This is a genomic window from Bacillus sp. V3B, from assembly GCF_024494465.1.
Lineage (GTDB): Bacteria > Bacillota > Bacilli > Bacillales > Cytobacillaceae > Bacillus_BD.
In genome coordinates this window covers 1-15874 of record NZ_JAETXM010000010.1, presented here as the reverse complement: position 1 = coordinate 15874, position 15874 = coordinate 1, and the positions used below count along the sequence as shown (strand labels likewise).

Below are 15874 nucleotides of genomic sequence, written 5' to 3'. Positions count from 1 at the left end.
ATCCAATCATATCAATTGTTTTATCGTTGTCCGATCTATTCCTTTTCTATGGAACTATTCTAAGAATATAAAAGGTGGTGACGCGTCGTGATCGTGGAGCTGGCAACATCGGTAATCGCTGGAGGTTTGATGGGTTTTTCTTATTATCAGCAAAAAGGAAACGGGAGTGATGATGCAAAGAAAATACAGCGTATCTGTCAAAATAATAGTCTTACCGTAAAAGAGGATGGGAAAATTAAAAACATCCAGTTATTGAGAAAAACTAAAATAAAAGATGACGAATGTGTTATTGGTAAAGAGTACGCTTATCGAATTCCGTTAGGGCTTAGTTTTAAAGATTTTGAGGATAAGAGAGAGTATATCCAGGACGGTATTAACAATAAACAAACGTCTATTCCGATATCGTTTGAAGACTTAAAAAAGCTCAAATTAGACCGTAAATTATTAAAGAACATAAAAAGTCTACTCAACCAAAAAAAAACCGTAAGAAAGGAAATAGAGCTTTCTTATGACGGTGTATTAAAGATAAGAGTATATGATGAACCACTTACCAAAAAATACGACTATGAAAAAGGATTAACAAGCGGATGGATAGTTCCAGTGGGGAAAAATAGAAAGGGTCTAATTGTTCATGATTTCGAAAAGAAGGCTCATATCATTGTGGCAGGTACAACGGATTTCGGTAAATCCAATTGGGTAAACAGTACGATCAACACTTTGCTATTAAATAAGCCGGAAGATGCCACGTTCACACTGATCGATTTAAAGGGAGGCTTAGAATTTAATCGTTATCGACAGATCAAACAAGTAAAAAGTTATGCAACAAATGTAGAGGAAGCGAAAGAAGCTTTGCAAGCATCTGTTGATCAAATGGATAAAATCACAAGTCATTTACTTGAAAAAGGATATTCCAACGTAAAAGAAGCCGGATTTAAAGAGCGCCATTTTATCGTGATTGATGAAGCGGCGGACATGGCAGACAACAAAGAATGTCAGGAGTTGTTGAAAGATATAGCGCGAAAGGGGAGAGCCAGTGGTTTACGCCTAGTCTATACAACGCAATATCCAACAGCCGAAACGATCAGCTCCCAGGTGAAAAGAAATTGTATAGGAAGGCTTTGCTTTGTCTTAGATACCGTAACAGCGAGTACTGTTGTGTTAGACCAAGGCGGTGCTGAAAAACTCCCTCCCATTCAAGGGAGAGCCTTATATAAGGATTTGGGATTAAACGAAGTACAAACACCTTATATTTCAAGCGAAATGATGAACGAAATCATTGGTCCTAACATTAACATTCGTACAAGAAAGGATGATCAGACGAATGAAGACGACGATCATAAAGGAACAACGGCAAGAAAACATACTCTTATCACTGAAGAAATTGGGCTTTCTTAGCAGATCACAAATTCAAAAGCTTCATAGACTTGGTGGCACACGGAATACGAACCGCATTTTAAAAGATATGCAGGACTTTTTGAACGTAGTGAGGTTGCATGAAAATGTCTACTACCTCAATGCAGAAGGGCGGCAACGTGTAGGAGAAACCAAAGTTTTAAAAAGGACTCATCAAATCACTCACCACTTAATGAGAAATTCCCTCTATCTTGCTTTTGGGTGCCCGGCCACATGGAAAAATGAAGTTAAATTAATCGTTAAAGATGAAGTGTCTGTTATTGCTGATGCAGTTTTTACGATGGCAGGAACTTATCATATTATCGAAGTAGACCACACTCAAAAAATGATTGAAAATCGTGAAAAGATTAAAAAATACAGGAGACTGATAGAGTTAGGAGTATTTGAGAAGCCGCCTAAATTCATTTGGGCCACGACGACAGAATATCGAAAAAAACAGCTACTGTCCTTATGTAAAGGAATGCAGGTCCGGGTCTATTTGGCTAATGAATTTAACTAAGGGGTGAACATCATGTTTAGACGTACAGAAACGATGACAATTAAAGAGTTTATGAACCGTAAAGAGATCGATAAGAAAAAGGTTTCAGGCGTTATATCTGGTATTTCTACTCTCCCTTTAGTCTTTTCTTTGCAAGGAAAACATACTTTTGCTGCTGAAGTAGCGAGTAGTGAAATGACAACTAAATTAATGGGTGCATTTGATCCGCTCATTGACTTAGTGCAAGCATTAGCCTATCCAGTAGCCATGATTGTTGCATTAGGTGGTGCTATTATGGTCATGATTGGCCAAAGAGATAAAGGATATGGGATGATGATGTCTGCTGGATTAGGAATTATCCTCGTTAACATCGCTCCTATGGTTTTGGAGATTCTGATCGGTGCCATGAAGGGGGTCATCTAATGAGTATAAAAGAAATTATCAACACTATGATCGAAAATGGGAATGTTGCTAATAATGAATATCCATCTGCTTGGGATTGGCTATTTGAAAAGGTTGTTTCCGATGGATTACAAGTTTGGGCTACAAATTTCATTACGATGATACCTCTCATGGTAGGTACTAGTATTGGTGTTTGGGGTTTACTTAATATGCTTCATCCTCGTTTGGCCACATGGGGAATAGCATTTGTTTTTATTTTAGGAGGGTTAGCGATTATATAAAAAATAATCCTGCCCCATCTCAACCCCAAGAAGATAGTGATACGAACGAGTTTTCGAGAAAATAAAAAAAGAAACCCTTGATACACAAGGGTTTCTGTTATGTCCCAGAAGGGATTCGAACCCCCGACCTACAGTTTAGGAAACTGTTGCTCTATCCTACTGAGCTACTGAGACAAATATATGACATTTACTAATTATAAACATTTAGTAGGGATTGGTCAATTTTTTTTTGAATGAAAATGAACTTTGTATAGTAAGGATTTGAATGTACTAGCTAAAACCGAATAGAGAAGATAAAGAGAGATCCTAGGGACCCTCTTTATCTTTTAACCGTAATTAGTTTTTCATGTCTTTCAGTTACTTCTCCAATAATCCAAGAATCATGTCCTACTTCTTTTAAAGCTTGAACATATTTCTCTGCATCAGTTGGGTTTAATGCGACCAACAAGCCTCCAGATGTAATTGCATCACAAAGGATAAGCTGTTCTTCTAGTAGGATATCTTGATAGTCCACATCTTTTTCAAGCCACTTATGATTTGACTTTGATCCACCAGGAACAACCCCATCTTTCGCTAATGGCAACGTTCCATCTAATAAAGGCACTTGGCTAAAATGAATCACAAAGCTAACGTTGCTTCCGCTCGCCATTTCACTTCCATGCCCAAGAAGTCCAAAGCCCGTCACATCTGTCACAGCACTTGGTGAAAAGTCACTTAATACTTCGGCCGCTTGTTTATTTAACATGGCCATTGTGCTAGTAACCACTTTTTCTTGTTCTGCCGTAACAGCCCCACGTTTAATACCTGTCGTGAGAATGCCGACCCCAATGGGTTTCGTTAAAACAAGAACTTCTCCAGGTTTCGCACCAACATTTTTCCAGAACTTATCAGGATGAACAATTCCCGTGACGGATAATCCGTATTTTGGCTCTTGATCATCGATCGAATGTCCGCCAACTAAGACAGCTCCCGCTTCCTTTATTTTGTCAGCGCCACCTCGTAATATGTCAGCTAGCATTTCACCGCCTAATTTTTTAACGGGATAACCCACCATATTTAATGCTGTTTTCGGTGTGCCGCCCATGGCATATACATCACTTAATGCATTCGCTGCGGCAATCTGACCGAACATATAAGGGTCATCCACAACAGGGGTAAAGTAATCAATTGTTTGTATTAACGCAATCGAATCCGTCAGTTGATAGACGCCTGCGTCATCAGATGTTTCACGACCGACAAGTAATTCAGGTGCGTTTTCTTGTTCAGGTAATAAGCGCAAAACTTGCGCTAAGTCCTCAGGACCAATTTTACAGCCTCAACCAGCCTTTGTTGACAACGATGTAAGGCGAATTTTTTCTTGCTCGCTCACATGACTCACCTCCAAATTACAGTATACAAGTTTTTATTCATGAATGCACCTGAATGGGGCGGACTATTTGTGTGAGAAATACAGTTTGTACTATACTTGAAATATAAACTACAAAGGGGGGAATAAAATGAATCAGTGTCAGGTTGTTATTGAATTTTGCATGCAATGAAACTATGCACCAAAAGCTGCGAGTTTCGCAGAAGAACTATTCACTCATTTCCGTGGAGATATTAAGAAAATGGAGTTGATTCCGACTTCTGGTGGAGCGTTTGAAGTGATCTTGAATGGAGGAAAAATATACTCTAAGCTTGATACAGGGGAATTTCCTAGTTCAGAGGACATCATTGAAATCATAGAATCTCAACTAAAGAAAGAAAGAAACGGAAAATAAACAAAAAATAATCCTTTTTCCATCAATTAACTGATGGAAAAAGGATTATTTTTTAATGTTTGTAACGTGAATCGATTTGAAAAGGTTTTTTAGGGAAGAGGGACTACACGTTTTTTTCCATGACATACTATATTTTTTGAAATGAATACCTCAAGGACCCCGCTTTCAAAAGTTGCTTTTACTCTATGATGAACGATGGAAAAGGGAAATGAAATCATTCTTGTTTTGTGTTCATCCCCTTGATAATGATTTGCTTCAATTAGGATTTTGTCCTCTGTCAGAAATACAGACACCTCATTTTTATTATATTCAAGTAGTAAAGCCTCAAGGATGAATTCCTCAGCTGTTTCAAATAAATCAATTCGAAATATCGTTTCATCTAAATAAGAAGTGAAAGGATCTAAAAAGAAGGTTTCAAGCCATTTATCAATTACATCAATATCTATGGGCTTATCATCTTTTTTATATACCATAATATTCTGATCCTCCTTACTACGATGTTTCACTGTATGCAGAAGGTTTCAAAAGGTGAAAGATGTTATAATAAAAAGGCTATTTTTATTTTTGGAGGGATTCTTTGTGCAACATTTATTAAGGTCGTTACCTCCCGTTCATGAACTACAAAAAAATGAGCGGTTTATTGTGTTAATCAATCAATTTGGGATTGATCATGTGAATTTGACCACTATTTTATCAGATACATTAAATCGAGTTAGACATTTGCTTATACATAATGAATGGTCAGGACCTGAGCCAGGAAGTGAGAGGTTTATAGAAGAGGTTTTTATGAGGTGTGAAGAAACGATTCACCAGCAATTTAGTTACACATTAAAAAATGTCATTAATGCAACAGGAACTATTTTACATACGAACTTAGGAAGGGCTCGTTTGAGTGAACAAGCTGTTCAGCATGTAACCGATATTGCAAGGCAATATTCAAATCTCGAATATAAACTTGAAGAAGGAGAGAGGGGCTCAAGACATAGCCATGTGGAAGAATTAGTCAAAAGAATTACGGGTGCTGAGGCCGCTATGGTTGTGAACAATAACGCAGCAGCGGTCTATATTGTGTTGCGTGCATTAGCCGCCGAGAAAGAAGTGATTGTATCAAGAGGACAGCTTGTTGAAATTGGTGGATCTTTTCGTATTTCTTCAATAATGGAAGAAAGTGGAGCAAAGCTTGTTGAAGTAGGGACGACAAATAAAACGCATTTATATGACTATGAGCGAGTAATAAATGAAGAAACTAGAATGATCTTAAAGGTACATACGAGTAATTTTAAAGTAGTTGGCTTTACGGAATCAGTCGAAACAAAGGAATTAATAGACTTAGCACACCAGCATGAACAAGTTATTTTTTATGAAGATTTAGGTAGTGGGGTTTTGTATGATTTCCGTCAACATGGAATTGGTGATGAACCGGTCGTTGGAGAAGTGTTAAAAATGGGTGCAGACCTTGTGTCGTTTAGCGGGGACAAACTTCTAGGTGGTCCACAAGCAGGGATTATCGCTGGTAAAAAGAGGTTAATTGATCAATTGAAAAAACATCAGCTTGCCCGTGTGTTACGAGTGGATAAAATGACTCTCGCTGCTTTGGAAGGAACGTTAATGCATTATGTAAAAGGAAAAGAGGCGCTAATAAATATTCCTGTTATCAGAGATTTATTAGCGAGCAAAGAAGTGTTACAGCAGCGAACGGAAGCATTCTTAGAAAAGCTTAGAAAAGCAAGGGGTTTGTATGAAATGTCCATGATAGAAGGAGTGAGTCAAGTTGGAGGAGGAACGATGCCAGAGGTAGAGCTTCCAACATATGTGGGGGTTCTAAAGCATAAACAATTATCTCCCATGAAATTAGCGAAACTCTTAAGAACTCAGTATGCTCCAGCCATTGTGGTCCGGATTCAGAAGGATGAAGTTCATCTTGATCTAAGGACAGTGAGCGCAGAAGAAGAGGAGATTCTTGTAAAGGCACTAGTAGATATTAAGTAGATCCGGGCTGGCTAGGTTTCACTTCGTACTACTTGGAATTATATGATATGGGGATTCTGGATCTTTGTGCTATCAAGGATCCAGAATCCTTTTGGATTTCTTAAAGGTGTTTTTTGAGGTTATATCCTTGTTCACCATATGGTTGAAGTTGTCTTAACCATTTTTCCTCAAGTTCTAATAATGCTTCCTTCTTTAATCGTTTTTTTAAAGCTGTATCTTCATAATCCTCGATCTCGATCATTGTATGCGATAGTTTGATGATACTCGCCCGCAGGATCTCATAAGTACCACCATCTACATTCACATTAATTGCTCTACATAAGGAAAAAACGATCGATTTATCTATTTTTGTTAAAGTTTAAATGAAAACATTTTAATTTCCTTTCGCAATCATTCCTAATAAATATAGAAAACACTGGATTTATAAAAAGACATATTGTTAAATATTCCTAATGACCATTTGTTTTGAAGATAAGTTATGGAGAATGGCAAATATTTTAAAAAGTTATATTTAGCTTTCTGGTGATAAAGATGTTATTTTTGTATTATATTTAACGATATTTTATTAGTTTTAAAGAAAATGGATTGAATTATTCATATTGGTTTGCATTTTATTGCATACATATATAAAAGAAGATTAAGTAGAGGTAATGTATAGTATGAATGAGGAGTTAATAAAAAATGCTGATGGATGCTATCAGCTGGCTGAGCAGAAGGCTGTTCATTATTTTCAATTACTTTTTGCGCAGTTTGAGAAAAAAACTTATGTTCCTATCTTAACAAAAGATATACAATCCTGGAAACAGAGCCATATTCATTCCTTTTGGTCCTTTTTTTCGCGGGGAAAGGGAAAAAAGGATCCTCAGGGGTATCATCATTATATCAAATGGCTGGATTACACAGGCAAACTAGATCATTACTTAGATCGGAGTATCTCCTATATTTTCATGCGAGATCTGGGTAAAGCCCTGGACTCACCTGATACACAGAAAAGGATCCGGCGTGTCGTTGATAGTTTGAAAAATCACCTGACTCATTCCACCACAACAGATCGAGGAGAGCAAACGGAGACGTTTAGTATGGCCGGATTATACCGGATGGCCCAAAAGGAAGGTATTGAATCCACCATGATCTGGTTGATAAACAAACTAAAGACTGTGTCCTCCCAGATTCCAAAGGGGATGGATGCTGAGCAAGCCCAGCGAAAACTTATTAAGATCATTGCTGGAGTAGTGATGCACGAGGTTGAGGAGATGGGTGATGAGCTATCGTCTGAAGAACGTACTCAGAAGCTTGATAAAGCTATAAGGCTAGGCTATTCCTATGGTTTGACCTATCCCTTTATTGACGACCTTCTAGATGCCAAAATCTTATCCGCTAAAGAGGAAAAACAATATTCCGATTTGATACGCACCGCCCTTATCACAGGATTTGTGCCGGAATTGGGCGAATGGAATGAAAATAACAGGGATCTGATTATTTATATTCATGCGGAACTCCGAGAGGCCTTTGAGTATATTAAGACCCATCAGCGACCAGAAACAAGAAAAAATTTTTTCGAGCAGTCCTATGTGTTTTTTCAATCCCAGGAAGTGGACCGTGTAAAGGATTTATCCTATGCAAATTACACTAATGAAGAGCTTTACATACCGATTATTTTAAAATCCTCTTCTTCACGATTGATTGTCCGTTCAGTCATCAGTGCTCCCGAGGATGAGGGTTTTGACAACCGAACATTTTTTTATGGTATTTATAACCAACTGGCTGATGATTTTGCGGATATGTTTGATGACATGGAGGACAGTGCGGTAACACCCTATACTTATTATATGAAATATCATGATCAACGTCCCGATCTTATAAACCCCTTTGAATTATACTGGACGGTCATCTCCAATTTGATTCATCATGTGTATCACTCAGACCCCAAGACCTGTGAGGTGATACTGGATCGTGTGATAAATGGTCTGAAACGATTTAAACAACGAATGGGAACCAAAAAATACAAGGAAGTGATGGAGCTATTTTCTTCTGGAAACCCAAAATTTAATCGCGTCATTCAAAATATGGTAGATAAAGCAGATGATGTAGATTTCTTCGATAAACTGCTTCGGGACCATATGATTGCCATTTTGAAAAATGAACGGAAGGAGAGGGAAGACTTTTTAGATACGATCGAAACCGTAAGAGACCAGATTAATAACATCTTACCTATCCCTAAAGTTGATGCTGTTTCTTTGATAAAAGAGCCAATCATTGATGCTGCAAATTACAGTCTGGAAGGCGATGGAAAGAGATTAAGACCAATAATGACTTGGGTCATGGGTGTTAACGAGTATGGATTAGATCAGTCGACAATCATGCCACTTTTGAGATCATTGGAATATATGCATACGGCATCCTTAATCTTTGATGATCTGCCATCCCAGGATAATGCGTCCATTCGTAGGGGGCGTCCAACCCTACATAAGGTGTATAACACGGCCACAGCGGAATTAACCGGTCTCTTTCTAACCCAGAAGGCTATCTGGGAACAAGCCTCTCTTGACGGGTTCGATTCGAAAACGGTTCTTAAATTGATTCAATATTCGGCCCAAATAACAGAGGATATGTGTAAGGGACAGGCAATGGACTTGGGTTCCAAAGGGAAACCATTGACACTGGAACAATTGAATAGGATGTGCTTTTATAAAACCGGTATAGCATTCGAAGCTTCTCTCATCATGCCGGCCATTCTCGCTCATGCAAAGGGGGAAGAAATTGAAGCTTTGAAAAGATTCGCCTATCATGCTGGAATAGCTTTTCAGATTAAGGATGATTTGCTTGATGTTGAAGGAGATCTGATTACGCTCGGAAAATCTACTGGAAAAGATGCTGAAAACAACAATTCGACTTTTGTATCCATTCTAGGTTCTGTTGGTGCTAGAAAAGCGATGTGGGAACATTACTGTCTTGCAATGGAAGTGTTGCAAGAGGTGCCACGCAATACCACTTTTCTGAAGCATTTATTGAATTATATTGTGAACCGGGATCATTAAGAATTTGTTATATGTGAAAAAATATATAAAGGGCGTCATCTTTGTATACAAAGAGTATAATGGCTTGGAAGAAGTAGACACTACAAGAAGTTGGGGTGTATTGATATAGAAAGTAGATAATGAACGATAGTATAGAACGTTTATGATTTTTTGTTTTATGTAAAAGAATAAATTAGGATACAAAAAGACAAAAGAATAAAAGGAGATATGATGAAAGAGAGAAAAGAAATGCTAGAAACAGGATGGAATTTAGACAACAGTTATGCTCGTCTACCGAAATCATTTTTTACCCACCTCAACCCAACTCCTGTACGCTCACCGGAGTTGATTATTTTCAATGATTCGTTGGCAACATCCCTGGGATTGAACGTTCAGGCTCTGCAAGGTGAAGAGGGTGTAGCGGTGCTTGGTGGCAATCGGATTCCCGAAGGCGCCTTTCCGCTTGCTCAAGCTTATGCGGGGCATCAATTTGGGCATTTCACGATGTTAGGAGACGGCCGGGCTGTGCTACTAGGAGAGCAGATCAATTCTTTAGGTGAGCGGGTCGATATTCAGCTTAAGGGATCAGGTAGAACGGTATACTCCCGCGGGGGCGATGGTCGAGCGGCACTTGGACCGATGTTGCGCGAATACATTATCAGCGAAGCTATGCATGCGCTTGGTATTCCGACTACTCGTAGTCTAGCCGTGGTAACAACCGGTGAGTCAGTCATCCGCGAAACGGATTTGCCTGGTGCAATTCTGACTCGTGTCGCTGCTAGTCATCTGCGCGTCGGTACCTTTCAATACGTTGCAAAATGGGGCACAGTAGAGGAAATACAGGTTTTGGCTGACTATACACTAAAGCGCCATTTTCCAGACGTTGAAGTTGATGAGAGTCGGTATCTTTCGTTACTTCAAGAAGTGATCAAGCGTCAAGCTGTACTGATTGCCAAATGGCAACTGGTTGGCTTTATCCACGGAGTGATGAACACCGACAACATGACGATTAGCGGAGAAACCATTGATTATGGTCCTTGCGCTTTTATGGATGATTATGATCCGGCAACGGTATTTAGTTCTATTGACATTCAAGGCCGCTATGCCTATGGTAATCAGCCTCATATTGCGGTGTGGAATCTAGCACGGTTTGCTGAAACGCTATTGCCTTTGCTTCATGACGATCAGGATCAGGCTGTCAAACTGGCCCAGGATGCGCTTTCAGGTTTTACAGAGTTGTATCAATCTAATTGGCTCGCGGGAATGAGAGCCAAACTGGGAGTGTTTAACGAAGAGCAAGAGGATGAAGCCCTTATTGAAGATCTTTTAAGTATGATGCAGAAGTATCGTGCGGACTATACCAATACTTTTCGCGCATTAACATTTGATAATCTAAAGGATACAGTCTTGTTTGAGACCTCAGAATTTACTCAGTGGTATGAGCTGTGGCAGGCGAGATTAGGCAGGCAGGAGGAACCCAAAGAGTCCTCACATCAGTTGATGCGAAATAGTAATCCTGCAGTAATCCCTCGGAATCATCGGGTAGAAGAGGCACTAGAAGCTGCAGTGGAACAAGGAGACAACAGCGTGATGGAGCGCCTTCTTGATGTTCTTTCAAGACCTTACGCGCACTCCCCCGAACAGGCTGATTACTGCACACTGCCTGCGCCATCAAATCGTCCTTACCGCACCTTTTGCGGTACATAATACAGAAGAGCAGGGTCTTTCTGCTTTTCTCAATCAAGTTGACGTCTTGTCATGATTTACTATTAGTATAAGAGAATGTTCCCCCTTTACTTGTAGATGATGTGGAATGTCAAAGGGGGAATTTCGGGTGCAAATTAGTTCAACAATGTAAATAAGATCTGCTTTGATGATTAATCATTTGAAAAAGTTATTAGTTTAACTATACTTTTATTTTCACTAGTTGATTTTGCAGGTATAATAGATTACATCATATTAGAAGGGATGATGGGTGGCTGATGATTAACTAATCTTATTTCAAACATTTGAGAATAATTTTTTCAAATTAACAAATAGGATTAGTCTGCCCATTTTCCATATCATTTTTTAAAGTTATTCATTAAATAGCTTATTTTCGTTATGAAAAATGCAACTAATCCTTCCAAATTCATTTGGGAGGATTTTTTTCTCCCTTGAAAAAGAAAGTGTGAATAACGGTGATACGATGAAGGAAATCGTAAAATTACATCATATCAGTTTAGAAATGATGGACCGTATTCTATTTAACGATATGAAGGCAACCGTTGGACGTGAAGAAGTAATTGGTCTAATTGGTCGTAATGGCAGAGGAAAGTCCTTAAATGAATCAAAATTCTAGCTAAAATACAAAAATATTTAGGAGTTGAAAATAGTGGAAAATAAAATCAGGAAAATTACACCAAACTTGTGGTTCAATACAGAAGCCGAAGAGGCGGTGAAGTTTTACACTTCGATCTTTCAAAATTCCAGGATCGGTAGGATCACACGTTATGGAAACGAAAGGCATGAATTCGACGAGATTTCAGAGGGGACAGTCATGACCGTAGAATTTCAACTGGAAGGACAAGGATTCGTAGCATTAAATGGCGGTCCGCAATTCAAATTTACTGAGGCCATCTCATTTATTGTCAATTGTGAAACACAAGAAGAAGTGGATTATTATTGGGAAAAGCTCTCTGAAGGTGGAGACGAGAAGGCACAAGCGTGCGGTTGGCTTAAAGATCAATACGGTGTATCGTGGCAAATTGTTCCAGCAGAACTAAGCGAAATGATAAGCGATCCAGATCCTGAAAAATCGGCGAGAGTGATGAAGGCATTACTCCAAATGCCGAAAAAAATTGACATAGATACTTTAAAGCAGGCATATGAGGGATAGGGATTATAGAGAAATCCGAACAGAAACTAGCCTTGTTGGAACCTGAATGGGAAGTGCTTGAATCATATCGTTCATTTCCAATTTTAAATCCAAAAGGTCCATTTTCTTTTGGTTAGTATATTCGAAAGAGCTAGACTCCCTCTGAATAAAGTTTCTGCACACTGGAGCTTCCGTTTCCTTTTGGTTCGGGGCCCCAGTTAAATCATACTTCGTGAATATATAAATATGTATGATTATTTCTTCAATAACCTATGTACCTTCTGCCATAACCAGTTATCTCTGTTGGACTGGGAGCTAATGGCTACTTCTTCAATAGCCTTTTGAGTAGCTAATAGACTCTCAAGTATTGAACTAACTTTTTCGGTTTCTCTTTCATATTCGAGTTTCTGAACTTCTCTCATCTCTTCGATTGTGTTCCTTAATTCCTGTACTTCATTTATAAGATCTTGATTCTGTTCTTTGATTTTATTTTGATGAAGCCGAGATTGTTCATTTTGTTGAACGAGAAAGCTGACTAATTTTTTCATATCGGTAAGTTCATGATTAACAGACAAGAGTGACTGATTTTCAGTGGCGTCAAAAGTAATCGTTAGAGGAATTCCACTTTCTTCTAACTTTGCATTCACTTCCTCTTTTTTTAAACCGTCAGAATAAAGTTTTCGGATAAGTTTTAATGTCTCTATCTCGGAAGTATGAACGATATAACGATTATGCTCTTTTTTAAAGTCTAGGTATTCTTGATGTTCTTGTATGTACCGTTTTAAACTATTTTCGGGGATATCGGGTAGTGCCTCTTTGAGTTCTTTCATCGTTAAATACTGATTCATCCTTGTATCAGCACCTTTCTAGGTTCATTAACCAACTAACCACTAACATAACCACCATGAATCTTTATACGACGAGGACTTGGAGAACATCATTATGCTCTATTTTAACACATTATCTGAAAATTCGCATATTTAATGATGCTTTTTATGATTAATCAGTGTCAACCACTCAACCACTACGGTCATTTTATGGTGCTTTTTTAAGTGGTATTGGTCCCACGATGATTGCCTTAATATCAAAAGAAGTTATCTAGTTGGAAGACAAGCTTATCCAGAGGTGGATTGGTTGTTACTAGAAGTAGAAAACCGAGGCGTAATTACGAGTAAAATATAAATCATCCCCTATTTTCGTAGTTATGTTGAAATAGGGGATGATTTTTTATCGTTCCGACTTGCACGATGAATAGGTAGAGTCAATGCTTTGAACGCCAATACTCGTACAATGCGACTAAATTGAAAGGTTACATACTTAAGCGTTGCTTAAGTAACACTGAGACACGCGTAACTATTCAGTCTTAATCAACAAAAATGCCATTACAAATTATTTTAGCTTTCTTGTCATAAAGCCTATTTAAATGTCTCGTTATTTTCTCTTGTTTTCACTAAAAAATAGGCAGTAATCCACGAAGTAATGGGAATAATCAGAGCTACACCAATTCCAGCACAAAGTATAGTGATCATTTCAGCACTAAATATTTTTGAATTTATGATTTCTCCAAAAGAATAAGATAAATCTTTAAACCAAAGAAGCAATCCCAGGTAGCCTCCAAAGAAGGCAAAAAATAACGTATTCGTACTTGTTCCTAAGATATCCCTCCCAATACTTAACCCAAATGCAAATAAATCTTTCCTACTGATTAATCGATTATGATTAAACATTTCACGCATGGGAGATGAAATGGCCATGGCAGTATCCGTAATGGCGCCTATTGTACTCATAATAATCACAGAAGCTCCAATTTTAACAAAATCTACTCCAATATAAAGGGAAAATATGCTAAGCTCCTCTGTTTCTTCTTCACCAAAACCCTGAATCATAGCATTTTTTGTCACAATGACAATAAAAAAGAGTAAAACAACAATTGTGATAATAGAAGAAATGAATGCTGTTTTCGTTTTAGTGTTCACTTCATTAATATAAAATAAATTAATGCAACTAATCACTATACATGCAATCAATGTTAAGATAATCGGATCAGCATTTGGATCTGTCATAATAAGGATGGTAAAAAAGAGCACACCAAAGTTTAAGAATAAAGCAATAAAAGACCGTGCTCCTTTTTTTCCACCAATCAGTATCATCAATATCAATAAAATAGTTGCGAGCCACACTAATGTATTCATGATCTTGCCCTCTTTCGTTCAACGAAAAAAATAGAAATATATAGACCTATCGGAATGGTTAACACGATTCCAATACCACCAGCTAGAGCTCGAGCCAATTCCAATGATAGGTTCATCGAAAGAGTAAACATCAAGGGAGAAGCATTTTTTAAATACAAAATAAGCATCGGAATGGAACCACTTATATAGGCAAAAAACAAAATATTTGTCATGGTTCCCATAATATCTTTTCCAATATCCATTCCTGAAGTTTTAAGTGCTTTTATTGGTATGTTGTTATTCTTTTCATATAATCCAAAAATAGAAGCAGACATTGTAATGGCTACATCCATTACGGCTCCTAAAGATCCGATGAATAACCCTGCCATAAACAGCATTTTATAATGACGAGTGACAAATTGCATTTCTTCATATTGAAGGCCCTTTTCGGAAGTTACCCACATAACAAGGTAGGTAATGAGCAGCGAAATAAAAGTTCCTAGCAGGGTCGCAACAATAGCTGCATAGGTTTTTTCATTAAAACCGTTAACGAGCAACAAAGAGATGACAGTAAATAAAATAACACTTATACCGCATATCCATAACAAATTTATGCCGGATGTATTCATATAAACATCTAACGCATATGATAACAAAACGGCATTGACTGCCAAGCTTATAACAGAAAACAGCCCTTGCTTTTTTCCAACGATTAGTAAAGTAAAGATAAAAATCCATGCTACAATCAAAACGTGTTTATCACGTTTTACATCCATTATGGTTCCAGTTAAATCTGTATTTCCTCCTGTGTTCGTATCAATCGAAACAAACAATTCATTTCCAACATGATATTCTTGATCATAAGCTCTAGAAGATGAATACTCATTCGTTAAATGAATAAGCTGTCCTTTTTCTTCTCCATTTTTTAATTCGGCTATTATACGCTGGGTGAATAGATGATCTTCATTTTGATGCATATCCATTATTTCAGTTGTATCTTCCAGAGTCGTTTTGATGACTTTGGCTATTGGACGTTCATAGAATGAATAATTGTGATGAACAAAAAAAACGGAGGTGGCAAAGCAAATTGCTAGTAGGATGTACAAAAAAATGGGTCTGTAACCTATTTTCTTTAATTGATTTACAACAACATTCAAAAAAAAACCTCCAACTATCGGCATGAAATTCAGTGTATAAAATTTGAATCTATTGGTTTCAGGGACCAATTGGAATGTTCATAATCGCTTTCAAAAAAGTGCAGGGTTCCAGACTCCAGCACAGGAGTCTCACTTAATGGCGGTATTCAGTTCATAATGTACTATAGAATAACAAGAATGTTTTCAAACCGTCAAGAGAATCTCTCCCAATTCGCATCTTATTACAGATTTCCCGAACGAGAAAGTCCGCTTCTTTAGATGTGGGATGAAAGTGAGGTCGAACCAGGCGTGTCTTATGATACGTTAAGGGTTCGATTTTTTAATTTTTAATCAATTTGACTGTAACGCA

At 37.9% G+C, this 15874-nt stretch carries 15 protein-coding genes, 1 tRNA gene and 1 pseudogene; 10 read left to right on the top strand and 7 right to left on the bottom strand.

Annotated features, from left to right (window positions below; all coding sequences use genetic code 11):
• Positions 1–87: 87 nt before the first annotated feature.
• From JMM81_RS12385 to JMM81_RS12370, 4 genes are read left to right on the top strand one after another with little or no spacing between them, the layout of a single operon-like run.
• Positions 88–1395: an FtsK/SpoIIIE domain-containing protein gene (locus JMM81_RS12385; protein ID WP_256241892.1), complete on the top strand. Its 1308-nt coding sequence runs from the start codon at positions 88–90 to the stop codon at positions 1393–1395.
• Positions 1322–1912, top strand: a complete 591-nt coding sequence (locus tag JMM81_RS12380; RefSeq protein WP_256241891.1) for a replication-relaxation family protein — start codon at positions 1322–1324, stop codon at positions 1910–1912. The genes JMM81_RS12385 and JMM81_RS12380 overlap by 74 nt, the downstream gene beginning before the upstream one ends.
• A gap of 12 nt (positions 1913–1924) precedes the next feature.
• Positions 1925–2314: a hypothetical protein gene (locus JMM81_RS12375; RefSeq protein WP_256241890.1), complete on the top strand. Its 390-nt coding sequence runs from the start codon at positions 1925–1927 to the stop codon at positions 2312–2314.
• On the top strand, positions 2314–2574 hold the full coding sequence (locus tag JMM81_RS12370; protein WP_256241889.1) for a hypothetical protein: 261 nt from the start codon (positions 2314–2316) through the stop codon (positions 2572–2574). The genes JMM81_RS12375 and JMM81_RS12370 overlap by 1 nt, the downstream gene beginning before the upstream one ends.
• A 100-nt stretch (positions 2575–2674) precedes the next feature.
• Here JMM81_RS12370 and JMM81_RS12365 read toward each other — a convergent pair.
• Together JMM81_RS12365 and selD are read right to left on the bottom strand one after the other, a co-directional pair.
• Positions 2675–2748: transfer RNA gene (locus tag JMM81_RS12365), tRNA-Arg, on the bottom strand.
• Between the two features lie 145 nt (positions 2749–2893).
• Positions 2894–3943 (bottom strand): selenide, water dikinase SelD, encoded by a 1050-nt coding sequence (gene selD, locus JMM81_RS12360; RefSeq protein ID WP_256241888.1) that lies wholly within the window; start codon positions 3941–3943, stop codon positions 2894–2896.
• Positions 3944–4124: 181 nt separating this feature from the next.
• On the opposite strand from selD, the pseudogene JMM81_RS12355 reads away from it, so the two are divergent.
• Positions 4125–4334 (top strand): annotated as a pseudogene (locus JMM81_RS12355) (Rdx family protein); the annotation flags it as partial.
• Between the two features lie 89 nt (positions 4335–4423).
• On the opposite strand, the gene JMM81_RS12350 reads toward JMM81_RS12355, so the two are convergent.
• Entirely contained in the window at positions 4424–4807 is a 384-nt protein-coding gene (locus JMM81_RS12350) for an Hsp20/alpha crystallin family protein (protein ID WP_256241887.1), read from the bottom strand.
• A gap of 106 nt (positions 4808–4913) precedes the next feature.
• Between JMM81_RS12350 and selA the strand changes: the two genes are divergently transcribed.
• The gene (selA, locus tag JMM81_RS12345) at positions 4914–6323 is read left to right on the top strand and encodes an L-seryl-tRNA(Sec) selenium transferase (protein ID WP_256241886.1); all 1410 of its coding nucleotides are present in this window, start codon (positions 4914–4916) and stop codon (positions 6321–6323) included.
• Between the two features lie 100 nt (positions 6324–6423).
• Here the strand turns inward: selA and JMM81_RS22920 are convergent, their stop codons facing one another.
• Positions 6424–6627 carry a hypothetical protein gene (locus JMM81_RS22920; protein WP_309143494.1) on the bottom strand — a complete coding sequence of 68 codons (204 nt, stop codon included), beginning with the start codon at positions 6625–6627 and terminating at the stop codon, positions 6424–6426.
• A 346-nt stretch (positions 6628–6973) separates the two neighbouring features.
• Here JMM81_RS22920 and JMM81_RS12335 point away from each other — a divergent pair, with 346 nt between their 5' ends.
• The 4 genes from JMM81_RS12335 (at position 6974) to JMM81_RS12320 (ending at position 12218) form a co-directional block, all read left to right on the top strand.
• Positions 6974–9361: a polyprenyl synthetase family protein gene (locus JMM81_RS12335; RefSeq protein ID WP_256241885.1), complete on the top strand. Its 2388-nt coding sequence runs from the start codon at positions 6974–6976 to the stop codon at positions 9359–9361.
• Between the two features lie 210 nt (positions 9362–9571).
• Entirely contained in the window at positions 9572–11047 is a 1476-nt protein-coding gene (locus JMM81_RS12330) for a protein adenylyltransferase SelO (RefSeq protein ID WP_256242020.1), read from the top strand.
• Positions 11048–11528: 481 nt separating this feature from the next.
• Positions 11529–11681, top strand: coding sequence for a P-loop NTPase family protein (locus JMM81_RS12325; RefSeq protein WP_256241884.1), 153 nt, complete (start codon positions 11529–11531; stop codon positions 11679–11681).
• Between the two features lie 33 nt (positions 11682–11714).
• Positions 11715–12218 (top strand): VOC family protein, encoded by a 504-nt coding sequence (locus JMM81_RS12320; protein ID WP_256241883.1) that lies wholly within the window; start codon positions 11715–11717, stop codon positions 12216–12218.
• Between the two features lie 233 nt (positions 12219–12451).
• On the opposite strand, the gene JMM81_RS12315 is transcribed toward JMM81_RS12320, so the two are convergent.
• From JMM81_RS12315 to JMM81_RS12305, 3 genes are all read right to left on the bottom strand, one after another.
• Positions 12452–13045 carry a hypothetical protein gene (locus tag JMM81_RS12315; protein WP_256241882.1) on the bottom strand — a complete coding sequence of 198 codons (594 nt, stop codon included), beginning with the start codon at positions 13043–13045 and terminating at the stop codon, positions 12452–12454.
• 567 nt (positions 13046–13612) lie between these two features.
• Positions 13613–14389 carry a YibE/F family protein gene (locus JMM81_RS12310; protein WP_256241881.1) on the bottom strand — a complete coding sequence of 259 codons (777 nt, stop codon included), beginning with the start codon at positions 14387–14389 and terminating at the stop codon, positions 13613–13615.
• On the bottom strand, positions 14386–15495 hold the full coding sequence (locus JMM81_RS12305; protein WP_375162381.1) for a YibE/F family protein: 1110 nt from the start codon (positions 15493–15495) through the stop codon (positions 14386–14388). Before JMM81_RS12305 ends, JMM81_RS12310 begins: the two co-directional genes overlap by 4 nt.
• Positions 15496–15874: the final 379 nt, after the last annotated feature.

Excerpts from the sequence above, each read along its gene's own strand:
- JMM81_RS12380 (WP_256241891.1), top strand. The coding sequence starts at position 1,322 with ATGAAGACGACGATCATAAAGGAACAACGGCAAGAAAACATACTCTTA.
- JMM81_RS12375 (WP_256241890.1), top strand. The coding sequence starts at position 1,925 with ATGTTTAGACGTACAGAAACGATGACAATTAAAGAGTTTATGAACCGT.
- JMM81_RS12370 (WP_256241889.1), top strand. The coding sequence starts at position 2,314 with ATGAGTATAAAAGAAATTATCAACACTATGATCGAAAATGGGAATGTT.
- JMM81_RS12350 (WP_256241887.1), bottom strand. The coding sequence starts at position 4,807 with ATGGTATATAAAAAAGATGATAAGCCCATAGATATTGATGTAATTGAT.
- JMM81_RS12335 (WP_256241885.1), top strand. The coding sequence starts at position 6,974 with ATGTATAGTATGAATGAGGAGTTAATAAAAAATGCTGATGGATGCTAT.
- JMM81_RS12330 (WP_256242020.1), top strand. The coding sequence starts at position 9,572 with ATGAAAGAGAGAAAAGAAATGCTAGAAACAGGATGGAATTTAGACAAC.
- JMM81_RS12325 (WP_256241884.1), top strand. The coding sequence starts at position 11,529 with ATGAAGGAAATCGTAAAATTACATCATATCAGTTTAGAAATGATGGAC.
- JMM81_RS12315 (WP_256241882.1), bottom strand. The coding sequence starts at position 13,045 with ATGAATCAGTATTTAACGATGAAAGAACTCAAAGAGGCACTACCCGAT.
- JMM81_RS12310 (WP_256241881.1), bottom strand. The coding sequence starts at position 14,389 with ATGAATACATTAGTGTGGCTCGCAACTATTTTATTGATATTGATGATA.